At 39.5% G+C, this 17584-nt stretch carries 17 protein-coding genes; 8 read left to right on the forward strand and 9 right to left on the reverse strand.

From position 1 onward, the window contains the following. Nucleotides 1-119: 119 nt before the first annotated feature. Entirely contained in the window at nucleotides 120-1439 is a 1320-nt protein-coding gene (locus tag BM090_RS09905; RefSeq protein ID WP_091511755.1) for a dihydrolipoamide acetyltransferase family protein, read from the reverse strand. 669 nt (nucleotides 1440-2108) lie between these two features. Here BM090_RS09905 and BM090_RS09910 point away from each other — a divergent pair. From BM090_RS09910 to porT, 5 genes are all read left to right on the forward strand, one after another. Next, on the forward strand, nucleotides 2109-3176 hold the full coding sequence (locus BM090_RS09910; protein WP_262487662.1) for a Na/Pi symporter: 1068 nt from the start codon (nucleotides 2109-2111) through the stop codon (nucleotides 3174-3176). Between the two features lie 230 nt (nucleotides 3177-3406). Beyond that, entirely contained in the window at nucleotides 3407-3970 is a 564-nt protein-coding gene (locus BM090_RS09915) for a Crp/Fnr family transcriptional regulator (RefSeq protein ID WP_091511760.1), read from the forward strand. Between the two features lie 86 nt (nucleotides 3971-4056). Next, a complete protein-coding gene (locus BM090_RS09920; RefSeq protein ID WP_177199899.1) occupies nucleotides 4057-4500 on the forward strand; it encodes a carboxymuconolactone decarboxylase family protein in 444 nt (147 codons plus the stop codon). 181 nt (nucleotides 4501-4681) lie between these two features. Then, on the forward strand, nucleotides 4682-6082 hold the full coding sequence (locus BM090_RS09925) for a gluzincin family metallopeptidase (RefSeq protein WP_091512104.1): 1401 nt from the start codon (nucleotides 4682-4684) through the stop codon (nucleotides 6080-6082). A gap of 251 nt (nucleotides 6083-6333) precedes the next feature. Next, nucleotides 6334-7113, forward strand: a complete 780-nt coding sequence (gene porT, locus BM090_RS09930; RefSeq protein WP_177199900.1) for a type IX secretion/gliding motility protein PorT/SprT — start codon at nucleotides 6334-6336, stop codon at nucleotides 7111-7113. Between the two features lie 89 nt (nucleotides 7114-7202). Here the strand turns inward: porT and BM090_RS09935 are convergent, their stop codons facing one another. After that, nucleotides 7203-7625: a nucleoside-diphosphate kinase gene (locus tag BM090_RS09935; RefSeq protein ID WP_091511770.1), complete on the reverse strand. Its 423-nt coding sequence runs from the start codon at nucleotides 7623-7625 to the stop codon at nucleotides 7203-7205. 348 nt (nucleotides 7626-7973) lie between these two features. Between BM090_RS09935 and BM090_RS09940 the strand changes: the two genes are divergently transcribed. Together BM090_RS09940 and BM090_RS09945 are read left to right on the forward strand one after the other, a co-directional pair. Continuing rightward, nucleotides 7974-8996, forward strand: coding sequence for a LacI family DNA-binding transcriptional regulator (locus tag BM090_RS09940; RefSeq protein WP_091511773.1), 1023 nt, complete (start codon nucleotides 7974-7976; stop codon nucleotides 8994-8996). A gap of 188 nt (nucleotides 8997-9184) precedes the next feature. Beyond that, the gene (locus BM090_RS09945; protein ID WP_091511776.1) at nucleotides 9185-9628 is read left to right on the forward strand and encodes a DMT family transporter; all 444 of its coding nucleotides are present in this window, start codon (nucleotides 9185-9187) and stop codon (nucleotides 9626-9628) included. Between the two features lie 93 nt (nucleotides 9629-9721). Here the strand turns inward: BM090_RS09945 and BM090_RS09950 are convergent, their stop codons facing one another. From BM090_RS09950 to BM090_RS09965, 4 genes are read right to left on the reverse strand one after another with little or no spacing between them, the layout of a single operon-like run. Continuing rightward, a complete protein-coding gene (locus tag BM090_RS09950; protein ID WP_091511780.1) occupies nucleotides 9722-10906 on the reverse strand; it encodes an NAD(P)-dependent alcohol dehydrogenase in 1185 nt (394 codons plus the stop codon). 24 nt (nucleotides 10907-10930) lie between these two features. Continuing rightward, nucleotides 10931-11323, reverse strand: a complete 393-nt coding sequence (locus BM090_RS09955) for a DUF2255 family protein (protein WP_091511784.1) — start codon at nucleotides 11321-11323, stop codon at nucleotides 10931-10933. A gap of 22 nt (nucleotides 11324-11345) precedes the next feature. Next, on the reverse strand, nucleotides 11346-11834 hold the full coding sequence (locus tag BM090_RS09960; RefSeq protein WP_221405375.1) for a cyclophilin-like fold protein: 489 nt from the start codon (nucleotides 11832-11834) through the stop codon (nucleotides 11346-11348). After that, on the reverse strand, nucleotides 11815-12402 hold the full coding sequence (locus BM090_RS09965) for a DapH/DapD/GlmU-related protein (protein ID WP_091511788.1): 588 nt from the start codon (nucleotides 12400-12402) through the stop codon (nucleotides 11815-11817). The genes BM090_RS09960 and BM090_RS09965 overlap by 20 nt, the downstream gene beginning before the upstream one ends. Before the next feature lie 193 nt (nucleotides 12403-12595). Between BM090_RS09965 and BM090_RS09970 the strand changes: the two genes are divergently transcribed. Continuing rightward, nucleotides 12596-13501 (forward strand): helix-turn-helix domain-containing protein, encoded by a 906-nt coding sequence (locus tag BM090_RS09970; protein WP_091511791.1) that lies wholly within the window; start codon nucleotides 12596-12598, stop codon nucleotides 13499-13501. 180 nt (nucleotides 13502-13681) lie between these two features. On the opposite strand, the gene BM090_RS09975 is transcribed toward BM090_RS09970, so the two are convergent. The 3 genes from BM090_RS09975 to BM090_RS09985 form a co-directional block, all read right to left on the reverse strand. After that, nucleotides 13682-15022 carry a dihydroorotase gene (locus tag BM090_RS09975; RefSeq protein ID WP_091511795.1) on the reverse strand — a complete coding sequence of 447 codons (1341 nt, stop codon included), beginning with the start codon at nucleotides 15020-15022 and terminating at the stop codon, nucleotides 13682-13684. A 126-nt stretch (nucleotides 15023-15148) separates the two neighbouring features. Then, nucleotides 15149-15973: an Rpn family recombination-promoting nuclease/putative transposase gene (locus BM090_RS09980; protein WP_091511798.1), complete on the reverse strand. Its 825-nt coding sequence runs from the start codon at nucleotides 15971-15973 to the stop codon at nucleotides 15149-15151. 68 nt (nucleotides 15974-16041) lie between these two features. After that, entirely contained in the window at nucleotides 16042-17571 is a 1530-nt protein-coding gene (locus BM090_RS09985) for a reverse transcriptase family protein (RefSeq protein ID WP_091511802.1), read from the reverse strand. Nucleotides 17572-17584: the final 13 nt, after the last annotated feature.

The following is a 17584-nucleotide window of genomic DNA, read 5'->3' on the forward strand; positions in this document are numbered from 1 at the left end:
TAATATCATTATGTAATACTTCAAAGTTTTTTTTAAATTTTATTGAACAAAAAAATCTCCGTACCTGAAAACAATGCAGATACGGAGATTTTGTAGTGTTTATAGCCTAAATATAACTCTTAGAATAATTTTCTGTTCAGGTCGAAGGCTTCCAAATAGTCGGCCACGCGGCGCACGAACATTCCGCCCAACGAACCATCTACTACGCGGTGATCGTAAGAATGCGACAAGAACATCAGGTGACGAATGCCAATCGTATCGCCCAACGGCGTTTCGATTACGGCTGGTTTTTTCTGAATCGCACCCAAAGCCAAAATCGCGATTTGCGGCTGCATGATAATCGGCGTACCCATTACATTGCCAAAAGAACCCACGTTAGAAACCGTGAACGTTCCACCCGACAAATCGTCTGGAGTCAGTTTGTTTTCGCGTGCACGGCGTGCCAAATCATTTACTCGTTTGGTCAGGCCAACAATATTGAGTTGGTCGGCGTTGCGAATCACGGGCACAATCAGGTTTCCGCTTGGCAAAGCCACCGCCATTCCGATATTGATGTCTTTTTTCACAATAATTTTATCGCCTTCCACCGATGCGTTTATCATCGGGTAATCTTTGATGGCACGCGCCACCGCCTCAATAAATATTGGCGTGAACGTAATGGCATCACCTTCTTTGCTTTTGAACTCGTTTTTCACGCGGTTACGCCAGTAAACCACATTGGTTACGTCCGCTTCCACAAATGAGGTTACGTGTGGGGAAATACGTTTTGAATCCACCATTCGTTGCGAAATCATTTTGCGCATTCTGTCCATTTCGATAATGTCGGCAGCACCGCTATACGAAACGGCAGGCTGACTAACTGGCTGTACTTCTGTTGGTTGCACAACAGGTGCGGCAGCGGCCACAGGTGCGGCAACCACTGGCGCAGCGGCTACGGCAGGAGTTGCGGTGCGGTCAGCAACATAAGCCAATATATCTTTTTTGGTTACGCGATTGTCTTTTCCTGTGCCTGCGATGGCTTCTAATTCCTGCATCGAAATTTTTTCTTCGCGAGCAATGCTCATCACCAGAGGCGAGTAAAAACGGTTAGCATCTTCGGCCACAGGGTTATGATTGGCTACCGCAACAGGTGCAGCGGCAGCAGGAGTTGCCACAGTGGCGGCTGGCGTTGGTGCTGGCGCAGAGGCTGTTCCGTTGGCTTCGGTATCTATCACAGCGATAGGGCTACCCACAGGCACTACGTCTCCTTCTTTTACCAAAATCTCTTTCAAAAAACCAGCGTGCGTAGCAGGAACTTCCGTGTCCACTTTGTCGGTGGCCACTTCCAAAACTGCCTCGTCTTGTTCGATTTTATCGCCTACTTTTTTGAGCCAAGAAAGCACTGTGCCTTCCATGATACTTTCGCCCATTTTGGGCATAACCATTTGAATAAGAGCCATTTGAAAATATTATTTTTGTTTTCCTGATTAAATTTTTTTGGGTGTATTGGTCGGTGTTCGTCCGAGTAGATTTCCCACTTCGGCACTCGCAAAGTTAGTTAAAGTTTGTAAAAATGAAACCCCACGCAAACAGTAGCCATCAGGCCGTATTTTTAGATTTGTTGAGGTGCGCCAAAATCGCCGTTTTTGTGTTGGGAAGCACGCGTCCCCAAACATATTTTATTTCAAAAATAAGAAATTTTGCCAAATAAAATTATTTAAGCAATTGTTTGATGTTTTTCTAAAAAATTTCGCAAAAAGGAGAATTTAATAATTACAAAACCAAGAATATCAGCAATTTACGTTATTAAATTTTGCATCAAAATATTTACTTATAAGCAAATATTTCACATCAGCATTCCGAATATAATTTGCAAGCCCTTCGCCCAATAATGGTGCGATTGTGTTAAGTTTGTATGAAATCTTAATTAAATCATTCCTGCCCTATTGATATTCAAAGTATTGATCCCTTCTTTTACATTCCAAATCTTGTAAGCCTTTCTCAAAGGCCTCCATTTTAAATTGATTCAGAGAATTTTTTAGCATAAAAAAACGTTGGCTCTTTCTGTAAACAATAATGCTTTGAGTAAATCCTATGCACTGCAACACCAGCTTAGTTGGCAAGAAGTGGTGGTCAGAATCTTTTTATTAATATTTTGCCTTTTTGGTTTTTTATTTTCGTTACAGCTGATAGAATCCCTATTTCGCGGGCACAGCGAAATGTTTACCAACCAATTTGGACAAGCATTTTCCAATCCGCTATTAGGTTTGTGCTTAGGGCTTTTGGCTACCGCTACCGTACAGAGTAGCAGCACCACTACGGCTTTAATCGTGGCTACTGTGGCATCAGGCACGTTGCAACTCTCGCAAGCCGTGCCCATGGTGATGGGTGCAAACGTCGGGACAACCATTACGGCGATGCTCGTGGCTTTTACGCACGTCTATAACAAACGCCAGTTCCGCAAAGCCTTTGCCGCTGCGCTGGGGCATCATTTTTTTAATATCCTGACACTGATTTTGTTGTTTCCGATGGAATACGCCTTCGGGTTACTTTCGGGGACGGCCACACATTTGGCAGAACTTTTCTCAACGGGCAGCACTGACGGGCAATCATTCTTATCTTTTGCCATCAAACCTTTACTGGCTTGGTTCGAACAACAGACGGGCGGCTCTGTGCTAATTCCGTTATTTACGGCGGTGGCTTTGTTGCCAGCTTCGGTGTTTGGTTTTTCGGCGGTGCTGAAAGGTTTGGTGATTGGTAGCGCACAACAACTAATTGAAGATAAGGTATTTGGAGAACCCCTTATCGCCTTGTTTTGGGGCATCGGCCTGACGGCTTTGGTGCGTTCGAGTGCGGCTACTACCTCGCTTACGGTTCCGTTGGTGGCAGGCGAACGTATTTCCCTCAAAAAGTCTTTGCCTTTCATTATGGGCGCTAACGTCGGGACGACTATCACGGCTTTGCTTGCCTCTGTGTCGCGCAGCGAAACAGCCATTAGTATTGCCATTACGCACCTTTTGTTTAATCTTATCGGTGTGTTGGTACTGTTCCCGTTTCCAAATTTGCGCCAAAAATTTGTGTGGTTGGTGAAGCGTTCGGCCAGCAAACTGACCACCAATCGCAGCAACGCATTTTTGTATTTGCTACTCATTTTCTTTGTGTTGCCTGTGGCGTTGCTGTATTTCGGGCTAAAATAACATCATATTTCTTCTTGGAAAGACAGCAAAAACATGCAAATAAATCTATGTCTTATTTGCATGTTTTTGGTATATTTTGGATTTTGCAGAGGAATAGCGAGCAAGATGCTTGCAGAAACATTGCCGTTTATCTTAATTTTAGGAGTAATAAACGCAATAAGTTTCGTTTATATAGAGTTACCACACACGTAAAGAAAGGCTCTTAAAACATTGGGGAGAAACAGAACAATATGAAAGAAATTTTAGAATATACAAATAAGATTACGCCACTTGACACCACCGCAAGCGAAGACCTTATAAGTGCATTTGAACTCATGTCTTTTGCAAAAGGAGACTTCATTTTAAAAGCAGACCAAGCATGTAAATATTACTATTTCATAAAATCAGGACTTACAAAATCTCATTTTTTTAAAGACGATAAGGAATTTATTATGACCTTTTTTAAAGAAAATATGTTGTTTACCGAATTTAGCAGTTATCTCACCGAGCAACCGTCTAAATATATGATTTTGGCTTTAGAGGATACGGAAATTTATTCTATCAGTAAAAAACAAATAGTTGCGCTTTGTAAAAAGCATCATAGTATTGAAACCTTGTTTAGTAAATTACATTCGTTTACCGCTATAAATATGATGAAACGCATTAGCGAAATGCTTGAAGAGAATGCAACAGAACGTTACAAAAACTTCATTTGTGAAAACAATAGTTTACTTCAACGAATAAGCCTTGGCGACCTTGCTAACTATTTAGGCATAACGCAAGTTTCATTGAGTAGAATTAGAGCTATAAAGTAATTATTTATCATTTGTAAAAAGAAATTTTTTATTCCCAAAATACCTTTGTGCCATAACGAAAATATAAAACGAATATGGTATCAAGAATGAAAAATCCAGCCTTAGTATTAGGCGTAAATTCAGCCATTCAAACAATGATGGGCTCAATATACCAAAGCGGTATATCTTTTGAACTACTTGAATATGTTGGACTACGAGTAGGACAAATAAATAATTGTGAACTGTGTATTGGTGAAGCAATTGTAAAAGCTAAAGACAATCCAGTAACAAGAGACCGAATTGAACATGTATTATCTTGGAGAGATTCTAAACTATTTAATGAATCTGAACAGGCTGCACTCGAACTAACCGAAGCAATTACCAGATTAGAGAATAAGTATGAATCTGTTTCAGACGAACTTTGGCTTAAAGTTGAAACGCATTTCGGTGAAAAAGAAAAAGCAGCTTTGGTGCTTTTCATTTCAGTAATGAATATGTTTACTCGGCTAAATGTAGCGACAAGACAATTAATGCCTGAGTGGGAGCAGTAACAGAAACGACAGTAGGTAACTGCCAAAAAGCGTCAAGCGAGGTTTTATGCTTCGTTTGACGCTTTTTGCATATATTTGCTTCGTATCAAGTTTAGTGCTAAAAATTCAGCCCGAACACAAAGCTGCAAAACGTTGGCGGCAATTTCATCTAAAACCTCCATTAAAATTATATTTATACAAAATGAAACGAATATTATCCATTATATTGAGCTTAGGCATTTCAATCCTTTCGTATTCCCAAGAAATTGCTCCAACTATAAAAGGGAAAGTGAAAATTTCTATAAATGAAGGGACTTTTGATTGTGATTTAACTATTAGTAATATTCCTAAAATTAAAGACTATTTAATTCGATTAAATTCAGGAATGAATTTACTGCATATTAAAAGTAAAAAGCCGAACGAATTTATTTTAGTATTCAATAAATCAGACAAAGATTCAACTTCAACGGGAGAAAGTTCTGCCTATTATTTCGCAGACAATACTGGAAAAGGAAAGTTTTTACCACATGAATTACAATTTAGATATGTTGGCAAATTTCCAATTGCAAATGACACTATTGAAAATTATTCAAGACAAGATTGGAAAGGAAATATTGCATTTAATGGATTTTCTGTAAGAACAGATGGCTCACAAAGTGCATGGTATCCATATATTTACGATGCAGAAAAAGACATTTCGTATGAAAAAATGTATTATGATATTGACTTTGAATGCGTTGATTGCGCTACCATTTATATCAATGGAAATAAACCTGTAAAAAGCCCAAAAACTATATTAAAGAGTGAACAACCTTATGAACTAACATTATTTTGTGGTAAATATGATTATGTAGATAACGGTGATTTAATTCTGTTAAACCCTAAATTTTCAAAACAAGACATTCAAGATTTTTCAAACACAATATCTCAGTTTAAGCAGTTTTACGAAAATAAAATAAAAGTAAAATTCACAGAACCGCCAATTTTTGTAAATACAACACCAACTTCCAAAAATAATGGTTGGTTATTTGTTTCATATCCAACAATTATGGGAATTGGTTGGGGAAATGATGGTTTAGGAGCACTTTTTGAAAAAGAAAATCAAAAATGGTATAAACAATTTATCGCGCACGAACTTGGACACTACTATTTTGGTACTTACAAAGTTTCAAATTCAGAACTTGGCGATATGATTTCGGAAGGATTTGCCGAATATTTATCCCTAAAACTGACTGAAGAAATTTTAGGTAAAGAATTATATAACAAAAAATTAGAAGAAAAATTTAAAAATTTACAAGACTTCAAAACCTTACCCATTTCCAAAATAAAATCAATAAAAGTCATTGAAGATAGACAGACTTTTGTTTATGATTATGCTCCAATAGTTTTTATTGCAATTGAAAAAGAAATTGGAAATAAAAAAATGTGGGCTTGGATTAATAAAATCCTTAATACAAATACTAATTTTACAAACTATGATTTTTTAGTTTCGACATTGAGAAACACTTTAAATAATGAAAAGAAAATTCAGCAAATTATAGCCGAATATTTCGACAATGACAATTCTACTGAAAATGCTATAAAAAAATCAAAAAACAAATAAAAATTGCCGCCAACAAGGTATTCATGAAAGGCAGGCTGATGTGCGGCACAGAACTTTGTGCTCTAAAGCCCATAGCGACCCAAAACAACGCTTAACAACCAACCTTTTACACAAAAACATAAAATACACGAAGCCCACCAAATACTTTTTTTTGTTAAAAACCGTTTTCATTCACTACTTTAGCGTTTTGGTTGCGAAACCAAGCACAAGAACAGGTTTATAGGATTTTACTTATCACTACTAATAATATCGTGCGTAAATTTTGGAGAAATTCGTGTATTTTGTTAGCCGCTTGCTTGCTAACAGTGGCCGCACAAGCTCAAAACAAATCGGAGGAGAAGCAAAAAAGAAAACACAAAAGCTATGGCGCAGGCCGTAAAGGCAACAATTTGCCCAATTATGACTTAAAGCCGCTGCATTACGGCTTTTTTGTGGCTATCAATAACACTTCGCTTAATGTAAAACACTCGCCTTATTTCATTGACCAACTCAACAACACCAAATTGCCAGACGATTCGGTGATGTTGGGCATCGAACCCCGCAAATTCATGGGTTTTACGACGGGCTTTATTCTGAACGTGCGTTTGCACGACCAATTTGACTTCCGTTTGCTGCCGACGGTTTCATTTTACCAACGCCAAATCGATTTTAGATTCAGAGACGGCCACGAAGCGGCACACCTGAACCAGTCCACGTATAGTTACATGGAATTTCCGTTGTTGGTCAAATACAAATCCGTGCGTCGCGGCAACACGCGTATGTACATCATCGGCGGCATCAAACCAGCCTTTGAGATTGGCGTAAAACGCGAAGAGCTTGACCCAACGGCCTTTATGCGTACTACTTCTTCGGATTTTTCGCTGGAATATGGCTTCGGATTTGATTTGTACTATCCGATGTTTAAATTTTCGCCCGAAATTCGTTTCTCGCATGGCATGCAAGACATCAAGGAGCAAGACAGCAATATGTATTCACGCAGCGTGAACAAACTCACGACGCATGCGGTAACCTTCTACCTCAATTTTGAATAAAAATATTTAGTGCCAAAACAAAAATCCTTCTTACGGCCAGCAGCTATAAGAAGGATTTTTGTTTTAGGAAAAACCTAAAAGTCAGCGGATTAGCTTACGCGCTCCAAGCCTGAGAAAAAGAAGCTACCTTCGATTTCGGCATTTTCGTCTGAGTCAGAACCGTGTACGGCGTTGGCTTCGATAGATTTCGCGAAACGTTTACGGATAGTTCCTTCTTCAGCGTTTGCAGGGTTGGTAGCACCGATAAGTTTGCGGAAATCTGACACTGCGTTGTCTTTTTCAAGAATCATCGCCACGATTGGGCCAGACGACATATAAGCACACAAATCTTTGTAGAAAGGACGCTCATTGTGTACTTTGTAGAATTTGCCAGCCGCCTCAGCAGAAAGACGAGTTAATTTCATAGCTACGATTTTGAAGCCAGCCGCTTCAATCATTTGAGTAATCGCGCCTGTGTTACCGTCGCCGAAAGCGTCGGGCTTTACCATGGTGAATGTTCTGTTGGTTGCCATCTTATTGAATCAAAAAAATATTTAATTAGAAATATCTTAGTGGATATTACCACAGTGCAAAGTTATGGAAATTCGGCTGTTTGACACTATGTCTCCCAATAAAATTGCGTTTTTTTGAAAAAAATTGCATAAAAACATTGCTTAGTATAAAGCACAATGATGCTCCCCCAAAAGCTATTAGCCAACAAACACAATATTAAAACCACCTAATGTACAAGGCTTAAATTTTTGATTGCTTTTTTTCAAAGAACGCAACGCAAATGCAAAACGCTTTTTATAACTTTGTAGTTACGTTTAATTTTTAGCACTAATACATTTTAGGCCATCAATCTTAATTCGACCAAAAAAATGAAAGATCCCATCACTATTAAAGATATAGCTCGCGAACTAAACATTTCACCTTCTACCGTTTCGCGTGCACTGAAGAATAATCCGCAAATAAGTAAAGCAACCATTGAACAAGTGCAGGCCTTAGCCGAACGCCTCGACTACCGCCCGAACACCATAGCCCAGAGCCTGCGCCAAAGCCGCACGTTTACCATTGGTGTCATTGTACCAGAAATTGCACATCACTTTTTTGCTGATGCCATTAGCGGGATAGAAGACATTGCCTACAAAGCGGGCTATAACGTAATTGTATGCCAGTCCAACGAAAGCTACGAACGCGAAGTAGTCAATACCAAAACACTTCTTTCCAGCAAAGTAGATGGCATTTTGGTTTCAGTATCAAAGCAAACTTCTCAAACAGAACACTTTAACGTACTAAAACGTCGCGAAGTACCTTTGGTCTTTTTTGACCGCGTTTGCGAAGAAATTGAGGCCAGCAAAGTAATTTTTGACGATTACGAAGCAGCTTTTGCCACTGTCGAGCATCTTATCGAAATGGGCTATAAACGCATTGCCCACATCGGAGGCCCAGCCCCACTCCTTTTGAGTCAGTTGCGCCATTCGGGTTATGTGGCCGCGCTCAAAAAACATGGTTTGCCTGTGGTAGAAGAATGGACCATACAACAAGGTTTTAACATCGAAGATGGTAAAGAAGCGGCTCTGCAATTATTGGCCGACCCAGCCAACCGCCCAGACGCTATTTTTGGTGTCAATGACTTGGTTGCCATTGGTGCCATGCTCGAAATCAAGAAAGCGGGCTTGCATATTCCAAACGAAATAGGCGTGGCGGGCTTCTGCGACGAACCTATCGCAGAAGTAATCGAGCCTGCACTTACCTCTTTCGTACAGCCAAGTTTTGAAATTGGTCGCACGGCTGCACGCTTGCTCATCAATCAAATAGAGTCGCCCGACAATTTCGAACCTAAAACAGAACTAATCAGCGACCATTTGAAAGTACGTGCCTCTACGCTTCGTAATCGCTAATCTTCTACTGATATAAAAGCGAAAACCCCACCTTTACTAACAATCAGAAGGTGGGGTTTTCACTTTTTTGAACTAAAGTCTTATCCCTCCAAACATCAGGTCTAATTTTATATGGTTTAGCATAAACAAATGCGCCTTCTGTATACCTTTGCCTCCAAATTCAATTAGTTTACTATTCTAAAAATATAATGGAAAGAATCCTTTGGATAATATTGGCTTTCGTGGCAGGTGCTTTTTTGCCAATACAGGCCAGCATGAACGGCAAAATGGCCAAAGCTGGCGGCAGTCCCGTTCACGCGTCTATGATTTCGTTTGCGGTGGGCGTTTGTACGCTTATTTTGTACATTTTGTTTACCTCCCAAAATGTTTCGTGGAAAGGATTAAAAGAAGCACCTTCTTACGCTTGGGCGGGCGGTTTGCTGGGCGCGTTTTATGTAACGGTCATCGTTTTGGTTTTTCCGCGCATCGGTCCGGGGCTTACGTTTGGTTTGGTGGTGGCGGGGCAACTGTTGCTTTCCTTGCTCATGGAACATTTTCAAATCATGGGTACGCCATTCCAGCCCATCAGTCTTGGGCGCATACTCGGGATGTTGCTTATCATTGGCGGCGTAATTGTGATGAAACGATTCTAAATCAATATTTTAACACCACAAAAAAAGCCACTTACAAACGTAGGTGGCTTTTTTTATTCGCTATATTTTTTAATTACCTAAACAGGAATAACACTAAAATGAAGATGCATCTATCACATATCTGTAACGCGCTTGTTTGTTCAATACTTTTGTCCAAGCGTCGTTTATTTCGTTGGCTTTAATCACCTGAATTTGAGGCAATACGTTGTTGTCAGCGCAATAGTGTATCACTTCTTGCGTCTCTGGAATGCCGCCAATCAGGGAGGCGTTGAAGTTTACGCGCGACATCGCCAAACCAATGTTACTAAGATTAAGCTGGAAGCCTACGGGCATTCCCACTTGCGTAAAATGCCCGTAAGGTTTCACGGTAGAAGCATACGCGGCTACATCAAATTGCGCGGGAATCGTGGAAATCATATAATCCAACTTGGCTTTGTACGGAGTTAATTTGGCAAGATTATCTACCACAACGACTTCTTTCGCGCCCCACGCCAAAATATCTTTCACTTTGTCGGCTGAGGTCGTGAACGCATAAACTTCCGCCCCTTTGGAAACAGCAAGTTTTACGGCCAAATGCCCCAAACCGCCCACGCCCGCAACGCCCACTTTGTCGCCTACCTTAAAGTTGGCTTGCATGAGCGGCGAGTACGTCGTGATGCCTGCACAAAGCAACGGCGCGGCTTCTTGGAAACTGATATGCGCAGGAATATGTACGGCAAAATGGTCTCTTACCACAATGTTATTGGAATATCCGCCTTGCGTAATGCCTGTTGGGGCGGTTTTGTCGGGGTTGCCATAGGTAAAAAGTGTTTGGCCTTTTTCGCAATAATGCTCTTCGCCGTGCTTGCAACTGTCGCATTGCATACAGCTATCCACCATGCAGCCCACGCCCGCACGGTCGCCTACCTTGAATTTCGTAACGTTTTTTCCGACTGCCGACACCACGCCCACAATCTCGTGGCCTGGCACTTGCGGGTATTGTTGCGGCCCCCAATCGCCTTTCATTTGGTGAATGTCCGAATGGCAAATGCTGGCGTATTTGATGTCTATCAAAATGTCGTTGTCGCCTACGGGACGGCGTTCGAATTCCCAAGCACTCAGTTTGCCCGAATTGTCTTTGGCGGCGTAGCCTCTTGATTTGATGTTTTTGCTCATAGTCAATTCGTTATTTTGTGAAAAAAGTTGTAGAGGACTGGCCAGCATCGCACCTGCGCCAACCAGTGCCGTTTGTTGAATAAATTTGCGCCGAGACGACGCGTTGTTTTTTTCTTCTGCCATAATAGTTGTATGAAAAGGGATTAGTTAAGATGCTATCGGAATGATGCGAATGGTAGCTTCATTGGCGCGGCCACTGATCATGGGCGGCAAATACGGGCTACCACTATATTTTTGTTTGTATGCCTCATTTATCCTGTCGTTGAGAGACGAATCCGCGACAGGCTCAAACGCTACATTTTTAACCATTTGGGCTGCATGAATACGGCCTGCTTTCTGCGCAATGGCGGCCTGATACCAACGACTATTTTTGCCATGATAGGCCCGTACATACAACTGACCTTCGACGGCTACGGCCCAAATCCAAGTAGGTGTGCCATAAGAAACACCATCGGTTCGGAAAGGTGATATTTTCAAATCATCGGCTTGGATGATGGCTGCCAATTCTTCTGCTGAAAATAATAAATTGCTGGTTATCATTTTTTTATATAAAAGTAATTACTTATTTGTCTAATTCAAATGTTACGGTTATCGTGTCTTTGCCTTCAAAAATAGAGAGGCCTGACACGATTTTTCCCAACGAAATCAAGCCGTTGGAATAGCCAAAATCTTTATAAAACAAGGCTATATTTCCCCATGGCTCATAATACGTGAGGTCTCCAGCGGAAGGATCAAAACCAGAAGCCGCACTTTCAGAGGTAAGCGGCGAGGCCAAGACCACGATTTTTTCGGTTTTGTTGTAGTCTTCCATGTGTAAGGTAAGCGGAAGCCTTGCGGCAAAATCCCTGCTGGTGGGATTGTCGTACAAAACGGCAGTAGCTACCGCATTCCCGACCGTGATTTTAATTTTCATTTCATTGTTATTGGTCAAATGATTGCTGGGAAAGGCCGCAGAGTTATTTTCTTTGCAGGCCACAAGGCCGAACAAAAACATTAATGCGTACCAAAGTCTTGCTTTGTAACGGAATAAATCATTTCGAAAGACGCTCATCTGATATGGTTTTTATGATTTTAGCGGGTATTCCCGCCACGACTACATTGTCTGGCACATCCTTAGATACCACAGCACCAGCTGCCACCACGGCATTTTCGCCCACCGTAACACCGCCCAATACAGTTGCACCTGCGCCAATCCATGCCCCTTTTTTGATGATAATTGGCGTAGAAATCGTGGCTTTACGGTCGGCGGGGTTTAATGGATGATTCGTGGTGATTAAATTCACTTTTGGCCCAATTAAAACATTGTCTTCCAGCGTAATGCCGCCTCTGTCCATAAACGTACAAGCGTGATTTACAAACACATTTTTTCCAATACGAATATTCTCTCCAAAATCAGTGTAAAATGGTGGAATTAGAAAAAACGCCTCATCTACTTTTTGGCCAATAAGCTCTTCAAACACTTGGTTGATTTGAGTTGCGTCATCAGTAACCAGTGTGTTTAATTTGGCTATTGTGCGCATCGCTTTTTTAATTACCTGCAACAATTCAGGATATTGAGCGTCGTCGAGCCGAATCATTTCCCCTAATTTATCCCTTTCAAAAATGCTTTTATTACTCATTGATATTCAAGCAAGTACTGGTTATGCTATTTCCTTTTTGAAAAGAAATAATGCGTTGATTTTCTATATCACAAAGTTCTTTATTAACTGTTAGAGTACTTTTATACAGAATACAGTATTATTTACCAGTTTTACGGATTGTAATTATTAAGAAAATCCGTATTGCTACCTTTGTGCTGTAACTAATACGGACATGGAACAGCAAGTAATAAGAATTGATAGCGTAAAAGATTATAACAGCCGTTTGGGTGTGGACACGCTGCATCCGCTGGTAAGTATCGTGGATTTTGACAAGCTCCCCGAAATACAGAGTTATCGGTTGTACATGGGCGTATATGCCATTTTTCTGAAAAATGTCAAGTGCGGCAATATGATATACGGCAACAGTTATTACGACTACGAAGACGGCACGTTGGTATTCATTTCGCCAGGGCAATTGTACGGCGTGGATAGCAACGGACTGAAAGCCAAACCGTCGGGTATGGCCTTGATTTTTCACCCAGATTTGTTGGCGGGCACGGCTTTAAACAAGGGCATCAAATCGTATTCGTTTTTTTCGTATGAGGTAAAAGAAGCCCTCCACATGTCCAAAAAGGAAAGAAAAATGGTGGAAGATTGCTTTAAGAAAATCGCCTTTGAAATGAGTCAGAACATTGACAAGCACAGCAAAACGCTGATTGTTTCAAATATTGAATTGCTTTTAAATTACAGTATGCGTTTTTATGACCGCCAATTCATCACGCGCAGCAACGTCAACAAAGATATTTTGGTACGTTTTGAAAATCTCCTGAACGATTATTTTCAGTCGGGCAAATCAGGTGATTTGGGTTTGCCTACGGTGACGTGGTGCGCCGAACAACTTTGCCTGTCGTCCAATTATTTTGGTGACCTTATCAAGAAAGAAACAGGCACGACGGCCTTAGAATATATTCAAAACAAGCTCATCGACGAGGCCAAAGTAAAGATATTCGACTCGTCCAAAAGCCTCAACGATGTGGCCACCGAGTTGGGGTTCAAATATCAGCAACATTTCACGCGGCTATTCAAGCAAAAAACAGGTTCTACGCCCAACGAATTTCGCAGCCTGAATCTGAATTAGTGTTTTTATTTCAATTTCTTTACTACAAATATTTCAATCCTAACGGATTTGAAATTAGTCGTATCAATCACAAAGCCTTTAGGCTTGGTATCTTTGTAGTTAAATCACATAAAATCTCAACCAAAAACGCCTGACAGATTCGTATTTCTATCAGGCGTTTTTTATTGTTAAAAAAACGTTTTAGGCTCTATCAAAAAGAAGTCGTTTGCCTGTTTGGCTCATGTCGAATGCGCCATCAGAGTACGCCAAATGTCCCGAAACAATCGTGTGGCGCACGCTCGAAGAGAAGGTATGACCTTGCAGCGGCGACCAACCACATTGATAATAAATATTGTCTGCGCCAACGGTATAAGGTTTGTTCAAGTCCACCAACACCAAATCTGCCCAATAACCTTCGCGAATAAAGCCACGTTCGCGCACCTGAAAACATTGCGCTGGAGCATGTGCCATTTTCTCAACTACACGCGGCAAACTAATGCGGCCTTGTTGGGCGGCTTCGAGCATCATTAGCAACGAATGTTGCACCAAAGGCAGCCCCGACGGAGCTTGCAAATAGGGTTGTTGTTTTTCGGCGAGTGTGTGTGGCGCGTGGTCGGTGGCCACGATGTCGAGGCGGTCGTCGGTCAATGCTTGCCAAAGTGCTTCGCGGTTAAAGGCCTCTTTGATAGCAGGATTGCATTTAATCAGGTTGCCGAGCGTGTCGTAATCTTCCGACGAAAACCACAAGTGATGCACGCAGACTTCCGCCGTGATTTTCTTTTCCGAAAGTGGCAGTTTGTTGTCGAACAAAGTCAATTCTTTGGCCGTGCTGATATGCAAAATGTGCAACCTTGTGCCGTGTTTTTTGGCCAAGTCCACGGCCAGCGACGAAGACAACCAACAGGCTTCTGTATCGCGGATAATGGGGTGAAATTTGGCGGTCAGTGGCTCAGTGGCTGTATCTTGGTAATGTTGTAGATGTCTGCGGATAGTGGCTTCGTCTTCGCAGTGTGTGGCGATGAGCATGGGCGAAGCGGCAAAAAGTTGCTCTAAAGTCTGGGCATTGTCCACGAGCATATTGCCCGTAGAAGAACCCATAAACACTTTAATTCCGCATACATTTTCGGTATTGGTTTTCAAAACTTCCTCCAAATTGTCGTTGGAAGCCCCCATAAAAAACGAATAATTGGCCAGAGAACCCGCCGCCGCCGTTTGGTATTTTTGTTCCAAAAGCTCTTGCGTAAGCGTTGCGGGCTGTGTGTTGGGCATTTCCATGAAAGAAGTAACGCCGCCAGCTACTGCCGCGCGTGCTTCGCTGGCGATGGTGGCTTTGTGCGTAAGGCCAGGTTCCCGAAAATGCACTTGGTCGTCGATGCAACCCGCCAACAAATGCAAGCCTGTCGCGTCTATGACTTTGCGGGCAGACAAATGCGAAAGATTGCGGCCTATTTGTTCAATGCGGCCATTTTTTACCAAAACGTCGGCGGGTTTTACTTCGCCTTCGTTTACCATCAAAGCATTAAGAATCAGAATGTCAGACATATACGCTAAAAAGTTTGAAAAATAATACACCGACAAAGGTATTCAAACTTTTGGTACAAAAAGGGTGAAACCCCGAAAAACAAAAAGCGATACCGTTGGATTGGTATCGCAGTGCAATAGTTGCGGTTAAAGCCTTTCGATTTCTTCTTTCGTGAGGCCAGTTGCTTGAATAATGGTATCAATAGAAGCCCCTGCCTTTTTGAATGCCCTAATCATTTCAAGTTTTCCTTCGTCAAAAGCAGACTCAATCACACTTTTCAAATCCCTGTAAACCTTCAGGCTATTTTCATAATTTGCCAGCTCTGTTTGCCCAAACTTTGCCAATTCTGCTTTTTCAAATGCCTGACTAAACACTTCATCTGAAAATATATTGGGCATTGTCTGGAAATCTTCCAAGTGCTTGATAAAATACAACCACTTGTCTAAGCGTGTGTTAAGTTCGCTGTCTGTCTTCAGAAAATTGGGAACTTCAATGTAAATAAAAGTAAGTTTATCATAAAATATTTTGCCGTGCTGATTTTTTAGTTTGATGGTGTGAACCACTTCATTTTTTTCTGGTTCTGTTTCGTAGTCGTCAAAAGTAAAATCTAAAATACCAATGCAATAAACAGCTTTTAAATTATAATTCCATTCTCCTTTTTCGGCTTGTTCTCTAATCGGAAACGTTGAATAATAAACAGTTCTTTCTTTAAAATAATTTTGCTTGGCTTTCTGAAGCTCTACGATAAATTTTTCACCTTTTTCGTTTTCGCAATAAATATCATAAATAGCTTTTCTGTCAAGGTCTGTTTGGCCAAGTTGTTCGTTATTTTTGAAGGTTAAATCAACTATTTTATATGTGTTAGGCAATAGGGCATTTAAGAAATCAATAAGCAGTGGCTTACTGGCTTCCTCACCAAAGATTTTTTTAAATCCGAAGTCCGTAAATGGATTCAAATATTTAGCTTTCATATTGTTGTTAAATCAGAAATGGAAATTGCAGCATTATTTCACAGAAATATGTGTTATAAGTATTGCTATCATTCGTCAGCTTCCTTATTTATCTTTTTTTCTAGATAACTCTTTATGGTTGTATCTACGTTATTAATATCCCTAATTAAAGTATTATTAGAGACGATATTATCTTTATAAAAATTTATATAATTTTCTTTTTGTTTTTCTTTTTTACATGATTTTGGCACTAGATATTTCGTTATACTTTCTGTTAAATTATTACGTAAATCATTCTTAAATATAATTAAATGATAGTTTTGAAACCAGAATTTTTCATCTTTAAAGCTTTGTAAAAAACTTAAATCTTCCTCTGAAAATAGGTTCTCTTTTAGATAGTAAGATATTAAAACTTGATTTTCAGATTTAATAACTAATTCTTTCATTGGCTGTAATAGGTCATCAAAACCATAAATTTTAATTGCAAAATAATAATATAATTGTTCGTCATGATATAAATCTTTTAGTGATTCTTCATACCTTATCTCAAAAAATAATTTAAATTTATTGTAATCAAATTTATTCATTTGTCTAAATTTAGAAATAGAATAAAGTAATGCCTCTGGAGATAGCTTATATAGATACAACAATTGATGATTATTATAATCTGTTACCATAAATTTTGACAAGTCTAATTGTACAAAATAAATATTTTTAAAAAAATTATTAATAAAAGTTTTTTTCATTTTATCATCTTGAATATTTGCAATTCTATAGATAATTTGATTTATAAAAACTAATTTATTTTTACTCGATTCAGCTTTTATTTTTTCATTACAATACGATACAATTTTTCTCCAATATCGTTCGATAATATTGTAACTATTGAACGTTTCATATGTCCAAATTTCTACTTTCAAATCATTTCTTTCTAATTCATAATTATCTAGTATTTTTTCGTACAATGATATTATGTCTTTATGGTCTCTCTTATTACAAAAGAAATAAAAATCATCAGAAAAGTAAGAAAATTTGCAGTTAATACCTTTTTCTTCTATATTTTTTTCTATTTCTTTGCTTATTTTACTTAAATATTTTTCAGCAAAATATAATGATAAATAATTGCCCATTAATAGACCATTAGTAGCCCCTATATTTAAGTTTGATAAAAATCTTTCATCATCACTATGGGCAAAGTCTAATTTATGTGTGTATATCCTTCCGTAATATTCTTTTATATCTACTTTTAATAAAGTATCAAAAGTAGATAGATTGTTAAAATCTAAAGCTAATTGTCGTTCAAATTCACCTGTTTTAAATTCACCTATTTCCAAATCGGCAGATAATCTTTTATGCTTATCATCAGATTCTTGTATATTGTCAAAATGAGGGTAATTTTTAAACTTATAATACGCAGCATTAAAATTTAATATGTTAGGTATTTTTAGTGTTCTTTTACTATCATTTGTTTTTTTTATTCTAAATTTAAAAGGCTCACTCCATGCTAAATAATCTATTGGCATATTTTCTATATTACGAGGATATTGTAGATTATCTATCTGAATGAAGTATCGTATTGGATTTTTGAAATTATATAAATAATTGATATTGGCTGGCATTTTGTATTTATTT

The sequence above is a fragment of the Flexibacter flexilis DSM 6793 genome, from assembly GCF_900112255.1.
Taxonomy (GTDB): domain Bacteria; phylum Bacteroidota; class Bacteroidia; order Cytophagales; family Flexibacteraceae; genus Flexibacter; species Flexibacter flexilis.